Origin of the sequence: Burkholderia sp. IMCC1007 (assembly GCF_027257875.1) — a bacterium.
Lineage (GTDB): Bacteria > Pseudomonadota > Gammaproteobacteria > Burkholderiales > Burkholderiaceae > Burkholderia.
On the sequence record NZ_JAPVQY010000064.1, the window covers coordinates 16,928 to 33,716 of the forward strand.

The window sequence follows — 16,789 nt, forward strand, 5'->3', positions numbered from 1 at the left end:
GGGCTGTTTGCGGAAATAAATTCCGGGCGGGTGCGCTTTTCAGGCGCCTCGCCCGTTTGTGTTGAAGCACGATGCAGCAGGGCTGCATCGTGTCATCCCAGTAGAGGATCAAAGTGGCTCGCAAGACTCCTATCGAGCGCTACCGCAATATCGGTATTAGCGCTCACATCGACGCCGGCAAAACGACGACGACCGAGCGCATTCTGTTTTACACCGGTGTGAACCACAAGATCGGTGAAGTCCACGACGGCGCAGCCACGATGGACTGGATGGAGCAGGAACAAGAGCGTGGCATCACGATCACGTCCGCTGCTACCACGGCCTTCTGGAAGGGCATGGGTGGCAACTATCCGGAACACCGCATCAACATCATCGACACCCCGGGTCACGTCGACTTCACGATCGAAGTCGAACGCTCGATGCGCGTGCTCGACGGCGCATGCATGGTGTACTGCGCAGTGGGCGGCGTGCAGCCGCAGTCGGAAACGGTGTGGCGCCAGGCTAACAAGTACAAGGTGCCCCGTCTCGCGTTCGTCAACAAGATGGACCGTACCGGCGCGAACTTCTTCAAGGTCTACGACCAGCTCCGTCTGCGCCTGAAGGCGAACCCGGTTCCGGTCGTGGTGCCGATCGGCTCGGAAGAAAACTTCAAGGGCGTGGTCGACCTGATCAAGATGAAGGCGATCATTTGGGACGAAGCGTCGCAAGGCACGAAGTTCGACTACGTCGACATCCCGGCCGAGCTCGCAGAGACCTGCAAGGAATGGCGCGAAAAGATGGTCGAAGTGGCTGCCGAAGCCAGCGAAGACCTGATGAACAAGTACCTGGAAGAAGGCGATCTGCCGGAAGCCGACATCGTCAAGGCGCTGCGCGATCGTACGATCGCGTGCGAAATCCAGCCGATGCTGTGCGGTACCGCGTTCAAGAACAAGGGCGTGCAGCGTATGCTCGACGCCGTGATCGACTTCCTGCCGTCGCCGGTCGACATCCCGCCGGTCAAGGGCGAGCTCGAAAACGGTGAAGAAGCCGAGCGCAAGGCGTCGGACGAAGAGAAGTTCTCGTCGCTCGCGTTCAAGATCATGACCGACCCGTTCGTCGGCCAGCTGATCTTCTTCCGTGTGTACTCGGGCGTCGTCAACTCGGGCGACACGCTGCTGAACTCGACCAAGGGCAAGAAGGAACGCCTCGGCCGTATTCTGCAGATGCACGCGAACCAGCGTGAAGAAATCAAGGAAGTCCGTGCAGGCGACATCGCTGCAGCGGTCGGCCTGAAGGAAGCCACCACGGGCGACACGCTGTGCGACCCGGCGAACCCGATCGTTCTCGAGCGCATGGTGTTCCCGGAGCCGGTGATTTCGCAGGCAGTCGAGCCGAAGACCAAGGCTGACCAGGAAAAGATGGGCCTCGCACTGAACCGTCTGGCTCAGGAAGACCCGTCGTTCCGCGTGCAGACCGACGAAGAGTCGGGCCAGACCATCATTTCGGGCATGGGCGAGCTCCACCTCGAAATTCTGGTCGACCGGATGAAGCGTGAATTCGGCGTGGAAGCGACCGTCGGCAAGCCGCAGGTTGCGTACCGCGAAACGATCCGTTCGACGGCGAAGGACGTCGACGGCAAGTTCGTCAAGCAGTCGGGTGGTCGCGGCCAGTACGGTCACGCGGTCATCACGCTCGAGCCGAACGAACAAGGCAAGGGCTACGAGTTCTTCGACGAGATCAAGGGTGGTGTGATTCCGCGTGAATACATCCCGGCGGTCGACAAGGGTATCCAGGACACGCTGAAGTCGGGCGTGCTGGCTGGCTTCCCGGTCGTCGACGTGAAGGTTCACCTGACGTTCGGTTCGTACCACGACGTCGACTCGAACGAAAACGCGTTCCGCATGGCCGGTTCGATGGCGTTCAAGGAAGCGATGCGCAAGGCGAACCCGGTCGTCCTCGAGCCGATGATGGCTGTCGAAGTCGAGACGCCGGAAGACTACATGGGCAACGTGATGGGCGACCTGTCGGGCCGTCGCGGCATCGTCCAGGGCATGGAAGACATGGTTGGCGGCGGCAAGATCGTTCGCGCCGAAGTGCCGCTGTCGGAAATGTTCGGTTACTCGACGTCGCTGCGTTCGCTGACGCAAGGTCGTGCAACGTACACGATGGAGTTCAAGCACTACGCTGAAGCTCCGCGCAACGTTGCTGAAGCGATCATCAGCGCGAAGTCGAAGTAAATCTGTAGCTACCAACCGATATTTTTTGAAAGAAGAGAATCATGGCAAAAGGTAAATTTGAGCGGACCAAGCCGCACGTCAACGTTGGTACGATTGGTCACGTTGACCACGGCAAGACGACGCTGACGGCAGCGATCACGACGGTTCTGACGAAGAAGTTCGGCGGCGAAGCGAAGGCGTACGACCAGATCGACGCGGCACCGGAAGAAAAGGCGCGCGGCATCACGATCAACACGGCACACGTCGAGTACGAAACGGCTAACCGCCACTACGCACACGTCGACTGCCCGGGCCACGCTGACTATGTGAAGAACATGATCACGGGCGCAGCGCAGATGGACGGCGCGATCCTGGTTTGCTCGGCAGCAGACGGCCCGATGCCGCAAACGCGCGAGCACATCCTGCTGGCGCGTCAGGTTGGCGTTCCGTACATCATCGTGTTCCTGAACAAGTGCGACATGGTGGACGACGCTGAACTGCTCGAGCTGGTCGAGATGGAAGTTCGCGAACTCCTGTCGAAGTACGACTTCCCGGGCGACGACACGCCGATCGTGAAGGGTTCGGCCAAGCTGGCGCTGGAAGGCGACACGGGCGAGCTGGGCGAAGTGGCGATCATGAGCCTGGCAGACGCACTGGACACGTACATCCCGACGCCGGAGCGTGCAGTTGACGGCGCGTTCCTGATGCCGGTGGAAGACGTGTTCTCGATCTCGGGCCGTGGTACGGTGGTGACGGGTCGTGTCGAGCGCGGCGTCGTGAAGGTCGGCGAGGAAATCGAAATCGTCGGTATCAAGCCGACGGTGAAGACGACCTGCACGGGCGTTGAAATGTTCCGCAAGCTGCTGGACCAAGGTCAGGCAGGCGACAACGTCGGTATCCTGCTGCGCGGCACGAAGCGTGAAGACGTGGAGCGTGGCCAGGTTCTGGCGAAGCCGGGTTCGATCACGCCGCACACGCACTTCACGGCTGAAGTGTACGTGCTGAGCAAGGACGAAGGCGGCCGTCACACGCCGTTCTTCAACAACTACCGTCCGCAGTTCTACTTCCGTACGACGGACGTGACGGGCTCGATCGAGCTGCCGAAGGACAAGGAAATGGTGATGCCGGGCGACAACGTGTCGATCACGGTGAAGCTGATCGCGCCGATCGCGATGGAAGAAGGTCTGCGCTTCGCCATCCGCGAAGGCGGCCGTACCGTCGGCGCCGGCGTCGTCGCCAAGATCATCGAGTAAGATCGACGATCCGCGGATCCCTCCGGGGTCCGCGATTCCACGGTAAGCAGTCGTACCGTCGAAACCGGGTGTCCAGTTTGATCTGGCACCCGGTTTTTCTTTGTGCCGTGCCGCCACGCGCATCGACAAAGCAACACCACCGCTTTGATTTTTCGTGTAGAATCGCGGGCTTAGCAGTGGAAGTGCCGTTCGGATCCCGGCGCCTCGCTCCCCGCAGGCACCGTGTTTCGCGTTCTTTTAGTGTCCGGCGATGCAACATCGCCTCGCTCTTTTCAAGGAATCGTCATGCAGCAACAGAAAATCCGCATTCGCCTGAAGGCTTTCGACTATCGTCTGATCGATCAATCGGCTGCCGAGATCGTCGATACCGCGAAGCGGACTGGCGCAATCGTCCGTGGCCCGGTGCCGCTGCCGACGCGCATTCAGCGTTTTGACATCCTGCGTTCGCCGCACGTCAACAAGACGTCGCGCGATCAGCTCGAAATCCGTACCCACCAGCGCCTGATGGACATCGTCGATCCGACCGACAAGACGGTTGACGCGCTGATGAAGCTCGATCTGCCGGCTGGCGTCGACGTGGAAATCAAGCTGCAGTAAGGCTTTCGGCGCCAACCGGCTCGCTGGGCGGCGCTAAGTCTTTGTATTGCTTGCGGAAATCAAAAAGTCGGGCTATACTGCTTGGCTTTTCGTGTATTCGCGAAGAAAAGTTGGGCCTTGCGTGCCCGGCATTTTGTAAATCAGCCCCGACCAATCGCAGTCGGGAATGGAGAAAATGATGAGCCTTGGACTCGTAGGTCGCAAGGTTGGTATGACCCGTATCTTCACGGCTGAAGGGGATTCGATTCCCGTCACCGTGCTGGACGTGTCGGACAACCGCGTGACGCAGATCAAGACTGTTGAAACCGACGGCTACACGGCCGTGCAGGTTGCATTCGGCTCCCGCCGCGCATCGCGCGTGACGAAGCCGCTGGCAGGTCATCTCGCCAAAGCCGGTGTCGAAGCCGGTGAAATCCTCAAGGAATTCCGCATTGACGCGGCCAAGGCAGCCGAGCTGTCGAATGGCGCCGTGGTCGGTGCAGATCTTTTCGAAGTGGGCCAGAAGGTCGACGTGCAAGGCGTGTCGATCGGTAAGGGCTACGCTGGTACGATCAAGCGTTACAACTTCTCCTCCGGCCGTGCTACTCACGGTAACTCGCGCTCGCACAACGTGCCGGGCTCGATCGGTATGGCGCAGGATCCGGGTCGCGTTTTCCCGGGTAAGCGCATGACGGGTCACCTCGGTGACGTTACGGTGACGGTGCAGAACCTCGAAATCGCTCGTATCGACGCAGAGCGCAAGCTGCTGCTCGTCAAGGGTGCGATTCCGGGCGCGAAGGGCGGCAAGGTTTTCGTGACGCCGGCCGTCAAGACCAAGGGGGCGAAATAATGGAACTCAAGCTCCTGAACGAAAATGGTCAGGAAGGTGCAGTGGTCAACGCGTCGGACGTCGTGTTCGGTCGTGACTACAACGAAGCGCTGATCCACCAGGTCGTCGTCGCGTACCAGGCGAATGCTCGCCAGGGTAACCGCGCACAGAAGGACCGTGAGCAAGTCAAGCACACCACCAAGAAGCCGTGGCGTCAGAAGGGTACGGGCCGCGCTCGTGCCGGTATGTCGTCGAGCCCGTTGTGGCGTGGCGGTGGTCGCATCTTCCCGAACTCGCCGGAAGAGAACTTCTCGCACAAGGTCAACAAGAAGATGCATCGCGCAGGTCTCTGCTCGATCTTCTCGCAGCTGGCCCGTGAAGGCCGTCTGTCGGTCGTCGAGGACATCATCCTCGAAGCGCCGAAGACCAAGCTGCTGGCCGACAAATTCAAGACCATGGGTCTCGACTCCGTTCTGATCATTACGGACACGGTCGACGAGAACCTGTACCTGGCTTCGCGCAACCTGCCGCACGTGGCGATTGTCGAGCCGCGCTACGCTGACCCGCTGTCGCTGATCTACTTCAAGAAAGTGCTGGTCACGAAGGCTGCGGTCGCCCAGATCGAGGAGTTGCTGTCATGAGCGAGATTCGCAAGAACGATCATCGTTTGATGCAGGTCCTGCTCGCGCCGGTGATTTCGGAAAAGGCGACGCTGGTTGCCGACAAGAACGAGCAAGTCGTGTTCGAAGTCGCACCGGATGCCACGAAGCAGGAAGTGAAGGCGGCTGTCGAGCTGCTGTTCAAGGTTGAAGTTGATTCGGTCAACGTGCTGGTTCAGAAGGGCAAGCAAAAGCGCTTCGGCCGTTCGATGGGCCGCCGCAAGGACGTGAAGAAGGCGTACGTTTGCCTGAAGCCCGGCCAGGAAATCAACTTTGAAGCGGAGGCCAAGTAATTATGGCAATCGTTAAAGTTAAGCCGACATCGCCGGGTCGCCGCGCGATGGTCAAGGTGGTCAACAAGAACCTGCACCAGGGCAAGCCGTTCGCGGCACTGCTCGACTCGCAGAGCTCGACCGCCGGCCGTAACAACAACGGTCGTATCACCACGCGTCACAAGGGTGGTGGTCACAAGCAGCACTACCGTATCGTCGATTTCCGTCGCACGAAGGATGGCATCCCGGCAAAGGTCGAACGTCTCGAGTACGACCCGAACCGCAGCGCGAACATCGCGCTGGTGCTCTACGCAGACGGCGAACGTCGCTACATCATCGCCCCGAAGGGCCTGACCGTCGGCCAACAGCTGATGTCGGGTTCGGAAGCGCCGATCCGTGCAGGCAACACGCTGCCGATCCGCAACATTCCGGTCGGTACGACGATCCACTGCATCGAGATGCTGCCGGGCAAGGGCGCGCAAATGGCGCGTTCGGCTGGCACGTCGGCCATGCTGCTCGCACGTGAAGGCGTCTACGCGCAGGTTCGTCTGCGTTCGGGCGAAATCCGCCGCGTGCACATCGAGTGCCGTGCAACGATCGGTGAAGTCGGCAACGAAGAGCATAGCCTGCGCCAGATCGGCAAGGCTGGCGCGAACCGCTGGCGCGGTATCCGCCCGACGGTGCGTGGCGTTGCGATGAACCCGGTCGATCACCCGCACGGTGGTGGTGAGGGCAAGACGGCTGCAGGTCGCGACCCGGTGAGCCCGTGGGGTACGCCGGCTAAGGGTTACCGCACCCGCAGCAACAAGCGCACGACGACGATGATCGTCCAGCGCCGTCACAAGCGTTAAGGAGTAGGCAATGGCACGTTCTGTTAAAAAAGGTCCGTTCTGCGACGCCCATTTGCTGAAGAAAGTTGAGGCGGCTGCAGCTTCGCGCGACAAAAAGCCGATCAAGACCTGGTCGCGTCGCTCGACGATTCTGCCGGATTTCATCGGCCTGACGATCGCTGTTCACAACGGCCGTCAACACGTTCCGGTGTACATCTCGGAAAACATGGTCGGCCACAAGCTTGGCGAGTTCGCACTGACCCGTACGTTCAAGGGTCACGCAGCCGACAAGAAGGCCAAGAAATAAGGGGCAATCAAGATGGAAGTGAAAGCAATTCATCGCGGTGCCCGCATCTCGGCGCAGAAAACGCGCCTTGTGGCTGACCAGATCCGCGGTTTGCCGGTCGACAAGGCGCTGAACGTTCTGACGTTCTCGCCGAAGAAGGCGGCTGGCATCGTGAAGAAGGTTGTGCTGTCGGCAATCGCGAATGCGGAGCACAACGAAGGCGCTGATATCGACGAGCTCAAGATCAAGAGCATCTACGTCGACAAGGCTGCATCGCTCAAGCGTTTCACCGCGCGCGCCAAGGGCCGCGGTAACCGCATCGAGAAGCAATCCTGTCACATCACTGTGACGGTCGGGAATTAAGGAGCCATACGATGGGACAGAAAATTCATCCGACTGGCTTCCGCCTGGCTGTCAGCCGCAATTGGGCTTCGCGTTGGTACGCGAACAACAACAATTTCGCGGCGATGCTGCAGGAAGACATCGGTGTTCGTGAATACCTGAAGAAGAAGCTGAAGAACGCTTCGGTCGGTCGGGTGGTCATCGAGCGTCCGGCGAAGAACGCGCGCATCACGATTTACAGCTCGCGTCCGGGCGTGGTCATCGGCAAGAAGGGCGAGGATATCGAGCAGCTGAAGACGGAACTGCAACGCCGCATGGGCGTGCCGGTTCACGTCAACATCGAAGAAATCCGCAAGCCGGAAACCGATGCTCAGCTGATCGCTGACTCGATCACGCAACAGCTCGAGCGCCGGATCATGTTCCGTCGCGCGATGAAGCGTGCGATGCAGAACGCGATGCGTCTGGGTGCCCAAGGCATCAAGATCATGAGCGCAGGCCGTCTGAACGGTATCGAAATCGCTCGTACGGAGTGGTATCGCGAAGGTCGCGTGCCGCTTCACACGCTGCGTGCTGATATCGACTACGCGACTTCGGAAGCGAAGACGACTTACGGGATCATCGGCGTCAAGGTGTGGGTCTACAAGGGCGATACGCTCGGCCGCAACGACGCACCGGTGGTGGAAGAAGTAGCCGAAGACAAGCGTCCGCGTCGCAATGCGCGTCCGGGCGACCGTCGTCCGCGCCGTGACGGCGAAGGCGGCGCTCCGGGTGCTCGTCGTGGCGCACCGCGCCGCGGCGCCGGCAAGCCCGAAGACGGCAAGACTGGAGAATAACGATGCTGCAACCGAAACGCAGAAAGTATCGTAAAGAGCAGAAGGGTCGTAACACCGGCAAGGCGACGCGCGGCAACGCAGTGTCGTTCGGTGAATTCGGCCTGAAGGCGATCGGTCGCGGTCGTTTGACCGCACGTCAGATTGAAGCGGCGCGTCGTGCAATGACGCGTCACATCAAGCGTGGCGGCCGCATCTGGATTCGGATCTTCCCGGACAAGCCGATTTCGCAGAAGCCGGCCGAAGTGCGTATGGGTAACGGTAAGGGTAACCCGGAGTACTACGTCGCCGAGATTCAGCCGGGCAAGATGCTCTATGAAATGGACGGCGTAACCGAAGAACTGGCACGCGAAGCGTTCCGTCTGGCCGCAGCCAAGCTGCCGCTGAAGACGGCATTCATCGTGCGCCAGCTCGGCGCCTAAGGAGAAAACATGAAGGCTTCCGAACTTCTCCAGAAAGACCAGGCCGCGCTCAACAAGGAGCTGGCGGACCTGCTGAAGGCGCAATTCGGCCTGCGCATGCAACTCGCGACCCAGCAGCTCACGAACACGAGCCAGCTGAAGAAGGTTCGTCGCGACATCGCACGTGTGCGGACCGTCATGACTCAGAAGGCGAACCAGAAATGAACGATAGCGTGAAAACCTCGCTGAAGCGGACGCTGGTCGGTCGGGTCGTCAGCAACAAGATGGACAAGACCGTCACCGTGCTGATCGAGCACCGCGTCAAGCACCCGATCTACGGCAAGTATGTCGTGCGCTCGAAGAAGTACCACGCGCACGATGAAGCGAACACCTACAACGAGGGTGACCTCGTTGAAATCCAGGAAACTCGTCCTCTGTCGAAGACGAAGGCCTGGACGGTGTCGCGCCTCGTCGAAGCCGCTCGCGTCATCTAAGCGGGCAGCGCAGTAGGTAGTAACAGGCACTTCGCCACGAAGTGCTTGAAATCGCAAAGTTTTTGCTTGCGTGACCAGGGTTATTTGTTATAATCCTGGTCTTCCCTCTTTATGGGAGCCCCGTCGCGGGCGAAGTTGGTGGGGGAAGCGGACTGGCGCCAGCCTGTCCGAAAGATTCACCGAATTGCGATGGCGGGTTTCGTTTGCCGTCGCTGCTGTTCCAACCCAAGCAGCCGATTGGCTGACGGGACCAAGACTGACCGAATGCATCATGGTGGTGCATCCGGATTAAGTTGGGAAAGACAAACCATGATCCAGACCGAATCTCGGCTCGAAGTAGCCGACAACACGGGTGCGCGTGAAGTCATGTGCATCAAGGTGCTCGGCGGCTCGAAGCGTCGTTATGCCGGCATTGGCGACATCATCAAGGTGACCGTCAAAGAAGCAACGCCGCGCGGGCGCGTGAAGAAAGGCGAAATTTACAACGCCGTGGTGGTCCGCACCGCCAAGGGCGTGCGCCGTCAAGACGGCTCGCTGATCAAGTTCGACGGCAACGCCGCTGTGCTTTTGAATAACAAGCTCGAGCCGATCGGCACCCGTATCTTCGGGCCGGTGACGCGTGAGCTGCGTAGCGAACGATTCATGAAGATCGTTTCGCTGGCGCCGGAAGTGCTGTAAGGAGTCGCGATGAACAAGATTCGCAAGGGTGACGAAGTTATCGTCGTCACTGGCAAAGACAAGGGCAAGCGCGGCGTCGTGCTGGCTGTCGGTGCAGAACATGTGACGGTTGAAGGTATCAACCTCGTCAAGAAGCATGTGAAGCCGAACCCGATGAAGGGTACGACGGGCGGCGTGGAAGCGAAGACGATGCCCCTGCATATTTCGAACGTCGCACTGGTCGACGCGAATGGCAAGGCGTCGCGTGTTGGCATCAAGGTCGAGGAAGGCAAGAAGGTTCGCTTCCTGAAGACGACCGGTGCCGTACTGAGCGCCTGACGCAGCGGAGTAAAAAATGGCTCGTTTTCAAGAGTTTTACAAAGAAAAGGTTGTGCCCGGCCTGATCGAGAAGTTCGGTTACAAGTCGGTCATGGAAGTGCCGCGCATCACCAAGATCACGCTGAACATGGGTCTTGGCGAAGCGATCGCTGACAAGAAGATCATCGAGAACGCCGTTGGCGACCTCACGAAGATCGCCGGTCAGAAGCCGGTCGTCACGAAGGCACGCAAGGCAATCGCAGGCTTCAAGATTCGCCAGGGCTACCCGATCGGCGCGATGGTGACGCTGCGTGGTCAAGCGATGTATGAATTCCTCGACCGTTTCGTGACCGTTGCCCTGCCCCGCGTGCGTGACTTCCGCGGCGTGTCGGGTCGTGCTTTCGATGGCCGTGGCAATTACAACATCGGTGTGAAAGAGCAGATCATTTTCCCCGAAATCGACTACGACAAGATCGACGCACTGCGTGGGCTGAACATCAGCATCACGACGACTGCGAAGACTGACGACGAAGCAAAGGCACTGCTCGCCAGCTTCAAGTTCCCGTTCAGAAACTGAGGTTACCGTGGCTAAACTGGCACTGATCGAACGTGAAAAGAAGCGCGCCCGCCTGGTCGCGAAGTTCGCAGCAAAGCGCGAAGCGCTGAAGGCGATCGTCGAAGACCAAAGCAAGTCGGAAGAAGAGCGCTACGAAGCACGCCTGGAGCTGCAGCAACTGCCCCGCAACGCAAACCCGACCCGCCAGCGTAACCGCTGCGCGATCACGGGCCGTCCGCGTGGCACGTTCCGTAAATTCGGCCTCGCGCGTAACAAGATTCGTGAAATCGCATTCCGTGGCGAGATTCCTGGCCTGACCAAGGCGAGCTGGTAATAGGAGAAACGTAAATGAGCATGAGTGATCCTATCGCCGATATGCTGACTCGCATCCGCAACGCGCAGATGGTCGAGAAGGTATCGGTCGCGATGCCCTCGTCGAAGGTCAAGGTTGCAATCGCGCAAGTCCTGAAGGACGAAGGTTATATCGACGATTTCGCCGTGAAGGCGGAAGGTGCGAAGTCCGAACTGAATATCGCGCTGAAGTACTACGCAGGTCGCCCGGTCATCGAACGCCTCGAGCGCGTGTCGAAGCCTGGTCTGCGCGTGTACCGCGGCCGTAACGACATTCCGCAGGTCATGAACGGCCTGGGTGTGGCAATCGTGTCGACGCCGAAGGGCGTGATGACCGACCGCAAGGCGCGCGCTACCGGCGTCGGCGGCGAAGTCATCTGCTACGTTGCTTAAAGCCGAGGAGAGAGAAACATGTCTCGAGTAGGTAAAAGCCCGATCGCGCTGCAAGGCGCGGAAGTCAAGCTGGCCGACGGTGCAATCACCGTCAAGGGCCCGCTGGGCACCATCACGCAAGCGATCAATCCGCTCGTGAACGTGGCGAACAACGACGGCACGCTGAATCTGTCGCCGGTCAACGAAAGCCGCGAAGCAAATGCACTGTCGGGCACGATGCGCGCGATCATCGCGAATGCCGTGCACGGCGTGACCAAGGGTTTCGAGCGCAAGCTGACGCTGGTTGGCGTCGGTTACCGTGCGCAAGCGCAAGGCGACAAGCTGAACCTGTCGCTGGGTTTCTCGCACCCGGTGGTGCACCAGATGCCGGAAGGCGTCAAGGCTGAAACCCCGACGCAAACCGAAATCGTGATCAAGGGGATCAACAAGCAACAAGTCGGTCAAGTGGCTGCGGAAGTCCGCGGTTACCGTCCGCCGGAGCCGTACAAGGGCAAGGGCGTGCGCTATTCCGACGAGGTTGTGATCCTCAAAGAAACGAAGAAGAAGTAAGGGTGCGCAATCATGGATAAGACTCAATCTCGCCTGCGCCGCGCTCGCCAGACGCGTATCAAGATCGCTGAGCTGCAGGTCGCGCGTCTCGCCGTGCATCGCACGAACACGCACATCTACGCTCAAGTGTTCTCGCCGTGCGGCACCAAGGTGCTCGCCAGCGCGTCGACGCTCGAAGCAGAGGTGCGCGCAGAACTGGCCGACAAGTCGGGCAAGGGCGGCAACGTCAATGCCGCGACGCTGATCGGCAAGCGTATTGCCGAAAAGGCAAAGGCTGCCGGCATCGAATCCGTCGCCTTCGACCGCTCGGGCTTCCGCTACCACGGCCGCGTCAAGGCGCTGGCTGAGGCAGCTCGCGAAGCTGGGCTCAAGTTCTAAGGAAGGAATTCGTCATGGCAAAGATGCAAGCGAAAGTTCAGGCTGACGAGCGCGACGACGGCCTTCGCGAAAAGATGATTTCGGTCAATCGCGTGACCAAGGTCGTGAAGGGTGGCCGTATTCTCGGCTTCGCCGCACTGACCGTGGTTGGCGACGGTGATGGCCGCATCGGTATGGGCAAGGGCAAGGCGAAGGAAGTGCCGGTCGCTGTCCAGAAGGCAATGGAACAAGCTCGCCGCAACATGTTCAAGGTGCCGCTCAAGAACGGCACGCTGCAGCACGAAGTGCACGGCAAGCACGGCGCATCCGCTGTCCTCCTCGCTCCGGCGAAGGCAGGTACGGGCGTGATCGCCGGCGGCCCGATGCGCGCAGTGTTCGACGTGATGGGCGTTCAGAACGTCGTGGCGAAGAGCCACGGTTCGACGAACCCGTACAACCTCGTTCGCGCCACGCTGGACGGTCTGCGCAAGCAGTCGACCCCGGCAGACATCGCGGCGAAGCGCGGCAAGTCCGTCGAAGATATTTTGGGCTAAGCCCGGGTGGTCACCATGTCTGAAAAAACTGTCAAGGTTCAGCTCGTGAAGAGCCTGATCGGGACCCGCGAATCGCACCGTGCGACCGTGCGTGGCCTCGGCCTGCGCCGACTCAACTCGGTTAGCGAGCTGCAGGATACGCCGGCGGTCCGCGGCATGATCAACAAGGTCTCGTACCTCGTTAAGGTCATCGCGTAAGCGGCCCTACGGATCAAGGAGTTGATATGGAATTGAATAACCTGAAGCCGGCCGCTGGTGCCAAGCACGCCAAGCGTCGCGTCGGCCGCGGCATCGGTTCGGGCCTCGGCAAGACGGCTGGCCGTGGTCACAAGGGTCAGAAATCGCGTTCGGGCGGCTTCCACAAAGTCGGTTTCGAAGGCGGTCAGATGCCGCTGCAACGTCGTCTGCCGAAGCGCGGCTTCACGTCGCTGACGAAGGAATTCGTCGGTGAAGTGCGCCTGGGCGACCTCGAGAAGCTGCCGGTCGACGAGATCGATCTGCTCGCACTGAAGCAAGCCGGCCTGGTCGGCGAGCTGACGAAGAGCGCAAAGATCATCGCGACGGGTGAACTGAAGCGCAAGATCGTCGTGAAGGGTCTCGGTGCCACCAAGGGTGCGCGCGCTGCGATCGAAGCGGCTGGCGGTTCGTTCGCCGAGTGACACGCGTAGCGCGTCGTCACTTGCATTCATCGGAGAAGGTACTTGGCTAACAGCCCGAGTCTTGCAAAACCCGGTCGAAGCACGGCGAAATTCGGCGATCTGCGCCGGCGAGCGATGTTCCTGCTCCTGGCGCTGATCGTCTATCGCATCGGCGCGCACATCCCCGTGCCGGGCATCGATCCGGATCAACTGGCGAAGCTGTTCCAGAGCCAGGCGGGCGGCATCCTGGGCATGTTCAACATGTTCTCGGGTGGCGCGCTTTCCCGCTTCACGATCTTCGCGCTGGGGATCATGCCGTACATCTCGGCGTCGATCATCATGCAGCTGTTGGCGATCGTCTCGCCGCAGCTCGAGGCGCTGAAGAAGGAAGGGCAGGCAGGGCAACGGAAGATCACGCAGTACACGCGGTATTTCACCGTGGTGCTCGCGACCTTCCAGGCGTTCGGTATCGCGGCTGCGCTGGAAAACCAGCCGGGCCTCGTCATCGACCCCGGCATGCTGTTCCGTGTGACGACGGTCGTGACGCTGGTGACCGGCACGATGTTCCTGATGTGGCTGGGTGAGCAGATCACCGAGCGTGGTCTGGGCAACGGTATCTCGATCATCATCTTCGGCGGGATCGCAGCAGGGTTCCCGAATGCCGTGGGTGGGTTGCTCGAACTGGTGAAAACGGGTTCGATGGGGCCGTTCTCGGCGATCATCATCGTCGTTCTGATTGCCGCGGTGACTTACCTGGTCGTGTTCATCGAACGCGGTCAGCGCAAGATCCTCGTGAACTACGCGAAGCGTCAGGTTGGCAACAAGATCTACGGTGGGCAGTCGTCGCACTTGCCGCTGAAGCTGAACATGTCGGGCGTGATTCCGCCGATCTTCGCGTCGTCGATCATCCTGTTTCCGGCCACGATTCTTGGCTGGTTCAGCACGGGTCAACCGACGGGAGGCTGGCTCTCCAACACGTTGCATGACGTCGCGGAGGCGCTGAAGCCGGGTCAGCCGGTCTATGTGCTGCTGTACACGCTGGCAATCGTGTTTTTCTGCTTCTTCTACACCGCGCTGGTGTTCAACAGCAGGGAAACCGCAGACAACCTGAAGAAGAGCGGTGCGTTTGTTCCGGGCATCCGTCCGGGCGACCAGACCGCACGATATATCGACCGCATCCTCACGCGTCTGACGCTGGCCGGTGCGATCTACATCGTCTTCGTGTGTCTGCTGCCGGAATTCCTGGTGCTGCGCTGGAACGTGCCGTTTTATTTTGGTGGAACGTCGCTGCTGATCATTGTCGTCGTCACGATGGACTTCATGGCGCAGGTGCAGTCGTACGTTATGTCGCAACAGTATGAGTCGCTGCTCAAGAAGGCAAACTTCAAGGGCGGCAACATCCCAATGCGTTAATTCAGGACTATGGCCAAAGACGATGTAATCCAGATGCAGGGTGAGGTGATCGAAAACCTCCCGAATGCGACCTTCCGCGTGAAGCTGGAAAACGGCCATGTCGTGTTGGGGCATATCTCCGGGAAGATGCGGATGCACTACATCCGCATCCTGCCGGGCGACAAGGTGACGGTTGAATTGACGCCTTACGATCTGTCTCGTGCGCGGATCGTGTTCCGGGCGAAGTGATTTGAAAAAAGGGTATTATCATGAAAGTGATGGCATCGGTTAAGCGCATTTGCCGCAATTGCAAGATCATCAAGCGCAAAGGCGTCGTTCGCGTGATCTGCAGCTCGGATCCGCGCCACAAGCAGCGCCAAGGCTGACCGCGCGTTTGTTTGCGCTTTTTGTTTGAGGAAAAACAATGGCTCGTATCGCAGGGGTTAACATCCCGAATCACCAGCATACCGAGATCGGCCTGACGGCAATCTTCGGTATCGGCCGCACGCGCTCGCGCAGCATCTGCGTGGCGTCTGGCGTGGAATTCTCGAAGAAGGTCAAGGACCTGACCGACGCAGACCTCGAAAAGCTGCGTGAAGAAGTGGGCAAGTTCATCGTCGAAGGCGATCTGCGCCGTGAAGTGACGATGAACATCAAGCGCCTGATGGACCTCGGTTGCTACCGTGGCGTTCGTCATCGCAAGGGCCTGCCGATGCGCGGTCAGCGTACGCGTACGAACGCACGTACCCGCAAGGGTCCGCGTCGTGCAGCGCAAGCGCTGAAGAAGTAAGCGGAACTGACAGTTACAGGAAAACGTAATGGCTAAGGCTTCGAACACCGCGGCGCAACGCGTTCGCAAGAAGGTTAAGAAGAACGTCGCTGAAGGCGTGGTTCACGTTCACGCGTCGTTCAACAACACGATCATCACGATCACCGATCGCCAGGGCAATGCGCTGGCATGGGCGACGTCGGGCGGCCAGGGCTTCAAGGGCTCGCGGAAGTCGACGCCGTTCGCTGCTCAGGTTGCTGCTGAGTCGGCCGGTCGCGTCGCGATGGAATACGGCGTGAAGAATCTGGAAGTGCGGATCAAGGGCCCGGGCCCGGGTCGTGAGTCGGCAGTGCGTGCACTGCATGGCCTCGGCATCAAGATCACCGCGATTTCGGACGTCACCCCGATTCCGCACAACGGCTGCCGTCCGCCGAAGCGTCGTCGTATCTAAGAATGCTGCTGGCACGTTCGTGCTGGCACATTTGCCTGTCGCCGCGTAGCGTCGACGGGCGTTGCTTTTTTGATTGACTAAGCCCACCGTTCGCCCCAAAGGGCGCGAACTAGCGCGGATTTTGCTCCGCGTGACTGATTGATAAAGGAATGCAAAGTGGCACGTTATATCGGCCCCAAGGCCAAGCTGTCCCGCCGTGAAGGCACCGACCTGTTCCTGAAGAGCGCGCGCCGCTCGCTCGCCGACAAGTGCAAGCTCGACAGCAAGCCGGGCCAGCACGGCCGTACCTCGGGCGCACGTACGTCCGACTATGGTACGCAGCTGCGCGAAAAGCAGAAGGTCAAGCGTATTTACGGCGTCCTGGAGCGTCAGTTCCGTCGTTACTTCGCTGAAGCCGACCGCCGCAAGGGCAACACGGGTGAAAACCTGCTGCAACTGCTCGAGTCGCGTCTCGACAACGTCGTGTATCGCATGGGCTTCGGCTCGACCCGCGCTGAAGCGCGTCAGCTGGTGAGCCACAAGTCGATCACCGTGAACGGCGTCGTCGCGAACGTGCCGTCGCAGCAAGTGAAGGCCGGTGACGTCGTCGCGATCCGCGAAAAGGCGAAGAAGCAGGCGCGTATCGTCGAAGCGCTGTCGCTGGCCGAGCAAGGCGGCATGCCGAGCTGGGTTGCAGTCGATGCGAAGAAGTTCGAAGGCACGTTCAAGCAAATGCCGGAACGCGCTGACATCGCTGGCGACATCAACGAAAGCCTGATCGTCGAATTGTATTCGCGTTAATCCGATTGACGGCCGAGGTACCCCGATTGCGTTGCGCAAGGAGGGGCCTCGGCTGTT

Annotated in this window: 29 protein-coding genes; all 29 read left to right on the forward strand. The window is 59.9% G+C overall.

Features of this window, described 5'->3' with window-relative positions:
- Positions 1–113 precede the first annotated feature (113 nt).
- The 29 genes from fusA (at position 114) to rpsD (ending at position 16,732) form a co-directional block, all read left to right on the forward strand.
- Positions 114–2,216, forward strand: coding sequence for an elongation factor G (gene fusA / locus O1Q03_RS33935; protein WP_044849034.1), 2,103 nt, complete (start codon positions 114–116; stop codon positions 2,214–2,216).
- Positions 2,217–2,257: 41 nt separating this feature from the next.
- On the forward strand, positions 2,258–3,448 hold the full coding sequence (gene tuf / locus O1Q03_RS33940; RefSeq protein WP_269509229.1) for an elongation factor Tu: 1,191 nt from the start codon (positions 2,258–2,260) through the stop codon (positions 3,446–3,448).
- Between the two features lie 285 nt (positions 3,449–3,733).
- Positions 3,734–4,045, forward strand: a complete 312-nt coding sequence (gene rpsJ, locus O1Q03_RS33945) for a 30S ribosomal protein S10 (protein ID WP_004199280.1) — start codon at positions 3,734–3,736, stop codon at positions 4,043–4,045.
- Positions 4,046–4,223: 178 nt separating this feature from the next.
- Positions 4,224–4,874: a 50S ribosomal protein L3 gene (gene rplC, locus O1Q03_RS33950; protein WP_006752926.1), complete on the forward strand. Its 651-nt coding sequence runs from the start codon at positions 4,224–4,226 to the stop codon at positions 4,872–4,874.
- On the forward strand, positions 4,874–5,494 hold the full coding sequence (rplD, locus tag O1Q03_RS33955; protein WP_006477192.1) for a 50S ribosomal protein L4: 621 nt from the start codon (positions 4,874–4,876) through the stop codon (positions 5,492–5,494). Before rplC ends, rplD begins: the two co-directional genes overlap by 1 nt.
- Complete coding sequence (rplW, locus tag O1Q03_RS33960) at positions 5,491–5,805, forward strand: 50S ribosomal protein L23 (RefSeq protein ID WP_004199275.1); 315 nt, start codon at positions 5,491–5,493, stop codon at positions 5,803–5,805. The genes rplD and rplW overlap by 4 nt, the downstream gene beginning before the upstream one ends.
- 2 nt (positions 5,806–5,807) lie before the next feature.
- Positions 5,808–6,635, forward strand: coding sequence for a 50S ribosomal protein L2 (gene rplB / locus O1Q03_RS33965; RefSeq protein ID WP_006482900.1), 828 nt, complete (start codon positions 5,808–5,810; stop codon positions 6,633–6,635).
- Positions 6,636–6,645: 10 nt separating this feature from the next.
- Positions 6,646–6,921: a 30S ribosomal protein S19 gene (gene rpsS / locus O1Q03_RS33970; RefSeq protein ID WP_004199273.1), complete on the forward strand. Its 276-nt coding sequence runs from the start codon at positions 6,646–6,648 to the stop codon at positions 6,919–6,921.
- 12 nt (positions 6,922–6,933) lie between these two features.
- A complete protein-coding gene (gene rplV / locus O1Q03_RS33975; RefSeq protein WP_004199272.1) occupies positions 6,934–7,263 on the forward strand; it encodes a 50S ribosomal protein L22 in 330 nt (109 codons plus the stop codon).
- An 11-nt stretch (positions 7,264–7,274) separates the two neighbouring features.
- Positions 7,275–8,075, forward strand: coding sequence for a 30S ribosomal protein S3 (rpsC, locus tag O1Q03_RS33980; RefSeq protein ID WP_006482899.1), 801 nt, complete (start codon positions 7,275–7,277; stop codon positions 8,073–8,075).
- A 2-nt stretch (positions 8,076–8,077) separates the two neighbouring features.
- A complete protein-coding gene (gene rplP / locus O1Q03_RS33985) occupies positions 8,078–8,494 on the forward strand; it encodes a 50S ribosomal protein L16 (RefSeq protein WP_006482873.1) in 417 nt (138 codons plus the stop codon).
- Positions 8,495–8,503: 9 nt separating this feature from the next.
- Entirely contained in the window at positions 8,504–8,698 is a 195-nt protein-coding gene (gene rpmC, locus O1Q03_RS33990; protein ID WP_006400652.1) for a 50S ribosomal protein L29, read from the forward strand.
- Positions 8,695–8,967 carry a 30S ribosomal protein S17 gene (gene rpsQ, locus O1Q03_RS33995; RefSeq protein ID WP_043191859.1) on the forward strand — a complete coding sequence of 91 codons (273 nt, stop codon included), beginning with the start codon at positions 8,695–8,697 and terminating at the stop codon, positions 8,965–8,967. Before rpmC ends, rpsQ begins: the two co-directional genes overlap by 4 nt.
- Before the next feature lie 309 nt (positions 8,968–9,276).
- A complete protein-coding gene (rplN, locus tag O1Q03_RS34000; protein ID WP_006752929.1) occupies positions 9,277–9,645 on the forward strand; it encodes a 50S ribosomal protein L14 in 369 nt (122 codons plus the stop codon).
- 9 nt (positions 9,646–9,654) lie between these two features.
- The gene (gene rplX, locus O1Q03_RS34005; protein ID WP_006477187.1) at positions 9,655–9,963 is read left to right on the forward strand and encodes a 50S ribosomal protein L24; all 309 of its coding nucleotides are present in this window, start codon (positions 9,655–9,657) and stop codon (positions 9,961–9,963) included.
- Positions 9,964–9,979: 16 nt separating this feature from the next.
- Positions 9,980–10,519 (forward strand): 50S ribosomal protein L5, encoded by a 540-nt coding sequence (gene rplE / locus O1Q03_RS34010; RefSeq protein ID WP_006477186.1) that lies wholly within the window; start codon positions 9,980–9,982, stop codon positions 10,517–10,519.
- Positions 10,520–10,526: 7 nt separating this feature from the next.
- Positions 10,527–10,832, forward strand: a complete 306-nt coding sequence (gene rpsN, locus O1Q03_RS34015; protein WP_006482884.1) for a 30S ribosomal protein S14 — start codon at positions 10,527–10,529, stop codon at positions 10,830–10,832.
- 14 nt (positions 10,833–10,846) lie between these two features.
- Positions 10,847–11,242 (forward strand): 30S ribosomal protein S8, encoded by a 396-nt coding sequence (gene rpsH / locus O1Q03_RS34020; protein WP_006477185.1) that lies wholly within the window; start codon positions 10,847–10,849, stop codon positions 11,240–11,242.
- A gap of 18 nt (positions 11,243–11,260) precedes the next feature.
- On the forward strand, positions 11,261–11,791 hold the full coding sequence (rplF, locus tag O1Q03_RS34025; RefSeq protein ID WP_085042828.1) for a 50S ribosomal protein L6: 531 nt from the start codon (positions 11,261–11,263) through the stop codon (positions 11,789–11,791).
- 12 nt (positions 11,792–11,803) lie between these two features.
- On the forward strand, positions 11,804–12,169 hold the full coding sequence (rplR, locus tag O1Q03_RS34030; RefSeq protein WP_006477183.1) for a 50S ribosomal protein L18: 366 nt from the start codon (positions 11,804–11,806) through the stop codon (positions 12,167–12,169).
- A 14-nt stretch (positions 12,170–12,183) separates the two neighbouring features.
- Positions 12,184–12,702 carry a 30S ribosomal protein S5 gene (rpsE, locus tag O1Q03_RS34035; protein WP_006752931.1) on the forward strand — a complete coding sequence of 173 codons (519 nt, stop codon included), beginning with the start codon at positions 12,184–12,186 and terminating at the stop codon, positions 12,700–12,702.
- 15 nt (positions 12,703–12,717) lie between these two features.
- Complete coding sequence (gene rpmD, locus O1Q03_RS34040) at positions 12,718–12,900, forward strand: 50S ribosomal protein L30 (protein WP_006400644.1); 183 nt, start codon at positions 12,718–12,720, stop codon at positions 12,898–12,900.
- 26 nt (positions 12,901–12,926) lie between these two features.
- Complete coding sequence (gene rplO / locus O1Q03_RS34045) at positions 12,927–13,361, forward strand: 50S ribosomal protein L15 (protein WP_006482880.1); 435 nt, start codon at positions 12,927–12,929, stop codon at positions 13,359–13,361.
- A 42-nt stretch (positions 13,362–13,403) separates the two neighbouring features.
- A complete protein-coding gene (gene secY, locus O1Q03_RS34050; RefSeq protein WP_269509231.1) occupies positions 13,404–14,753 on the forward strand; it encodes a preprotein translocase subunit SecY in 1,350 nt (449 codons plus the stop codon).
- 9 nt (positions 14,754–14,762) lie between these two features.
- The gene (gene infA / locus O1Q03_RS34055; protein ID WP_004521905.1) at positions 14,763–14,981 is read left to right on the forward strand and encodes a translation initiation factor IF-1; all 219 of its coding nucleotides are present in this window, start codon (positions 14,763–14,765) and stop codon (positions 14,979–14,981) included.
- Between the two features lie 20 nt (positions 14,982–15,001).
- Positions 15,002–15,118 carry a 50S ribosomal protein L36 gene (gene rpmJ, locus O1Q03_RS34060; RefSeq protein WP_004199844.1) on the forward strand — a complete coding sequence of 39 codons (117 nt, stop codon included), beginning with the start codon at positions 15,002–15,004 and terminating at the stop codon, positions 15,116–15,118.
- A gap of 38 nt (positions 15,119–15,156) precedes the next feature.
- Positions 15,157–15,522 (forward strand): 30S ribosomal protein S13, encoded by a 366-nt coding sequence (gene rpsM / locus O1Q03_RS34065; protein WP_014898353.1) that lies wholly within the window; start codon positions 15,157–15,159, stop codon positions 15,520–15,522.
- Positions 15,523–15,550: 28 nt separating this feature from the next.
- Positions 15,551–15,952 carry a 30S ribosomal protein S11 gene (rpsK, locus tag O1Q03_RS34070; RefSeq protein ID WP_004197937.1) on the forward strand — a complete coding sequence of 134 codons (402 nt, stop codon included), beginning with the start codon at positions 15,551–15,553 and terminating at the stop codon, positions 15,950–15,952.
- Positions 15,953–16,108: 156 nt separating this feature from the next.
- A complete protein-coding gene (gene rpsD / locus O1Q03_RS34075; RefSeq protein ID WP_012362893.1) occupies positions 16,109–16,732 on the forward strand; it encodes a 30S ribosomal protein S4 in 624 nt (207 codons plus the stop codon).
- Positions 16,733–16,789 lie beyond the last annotated feature (57 nt).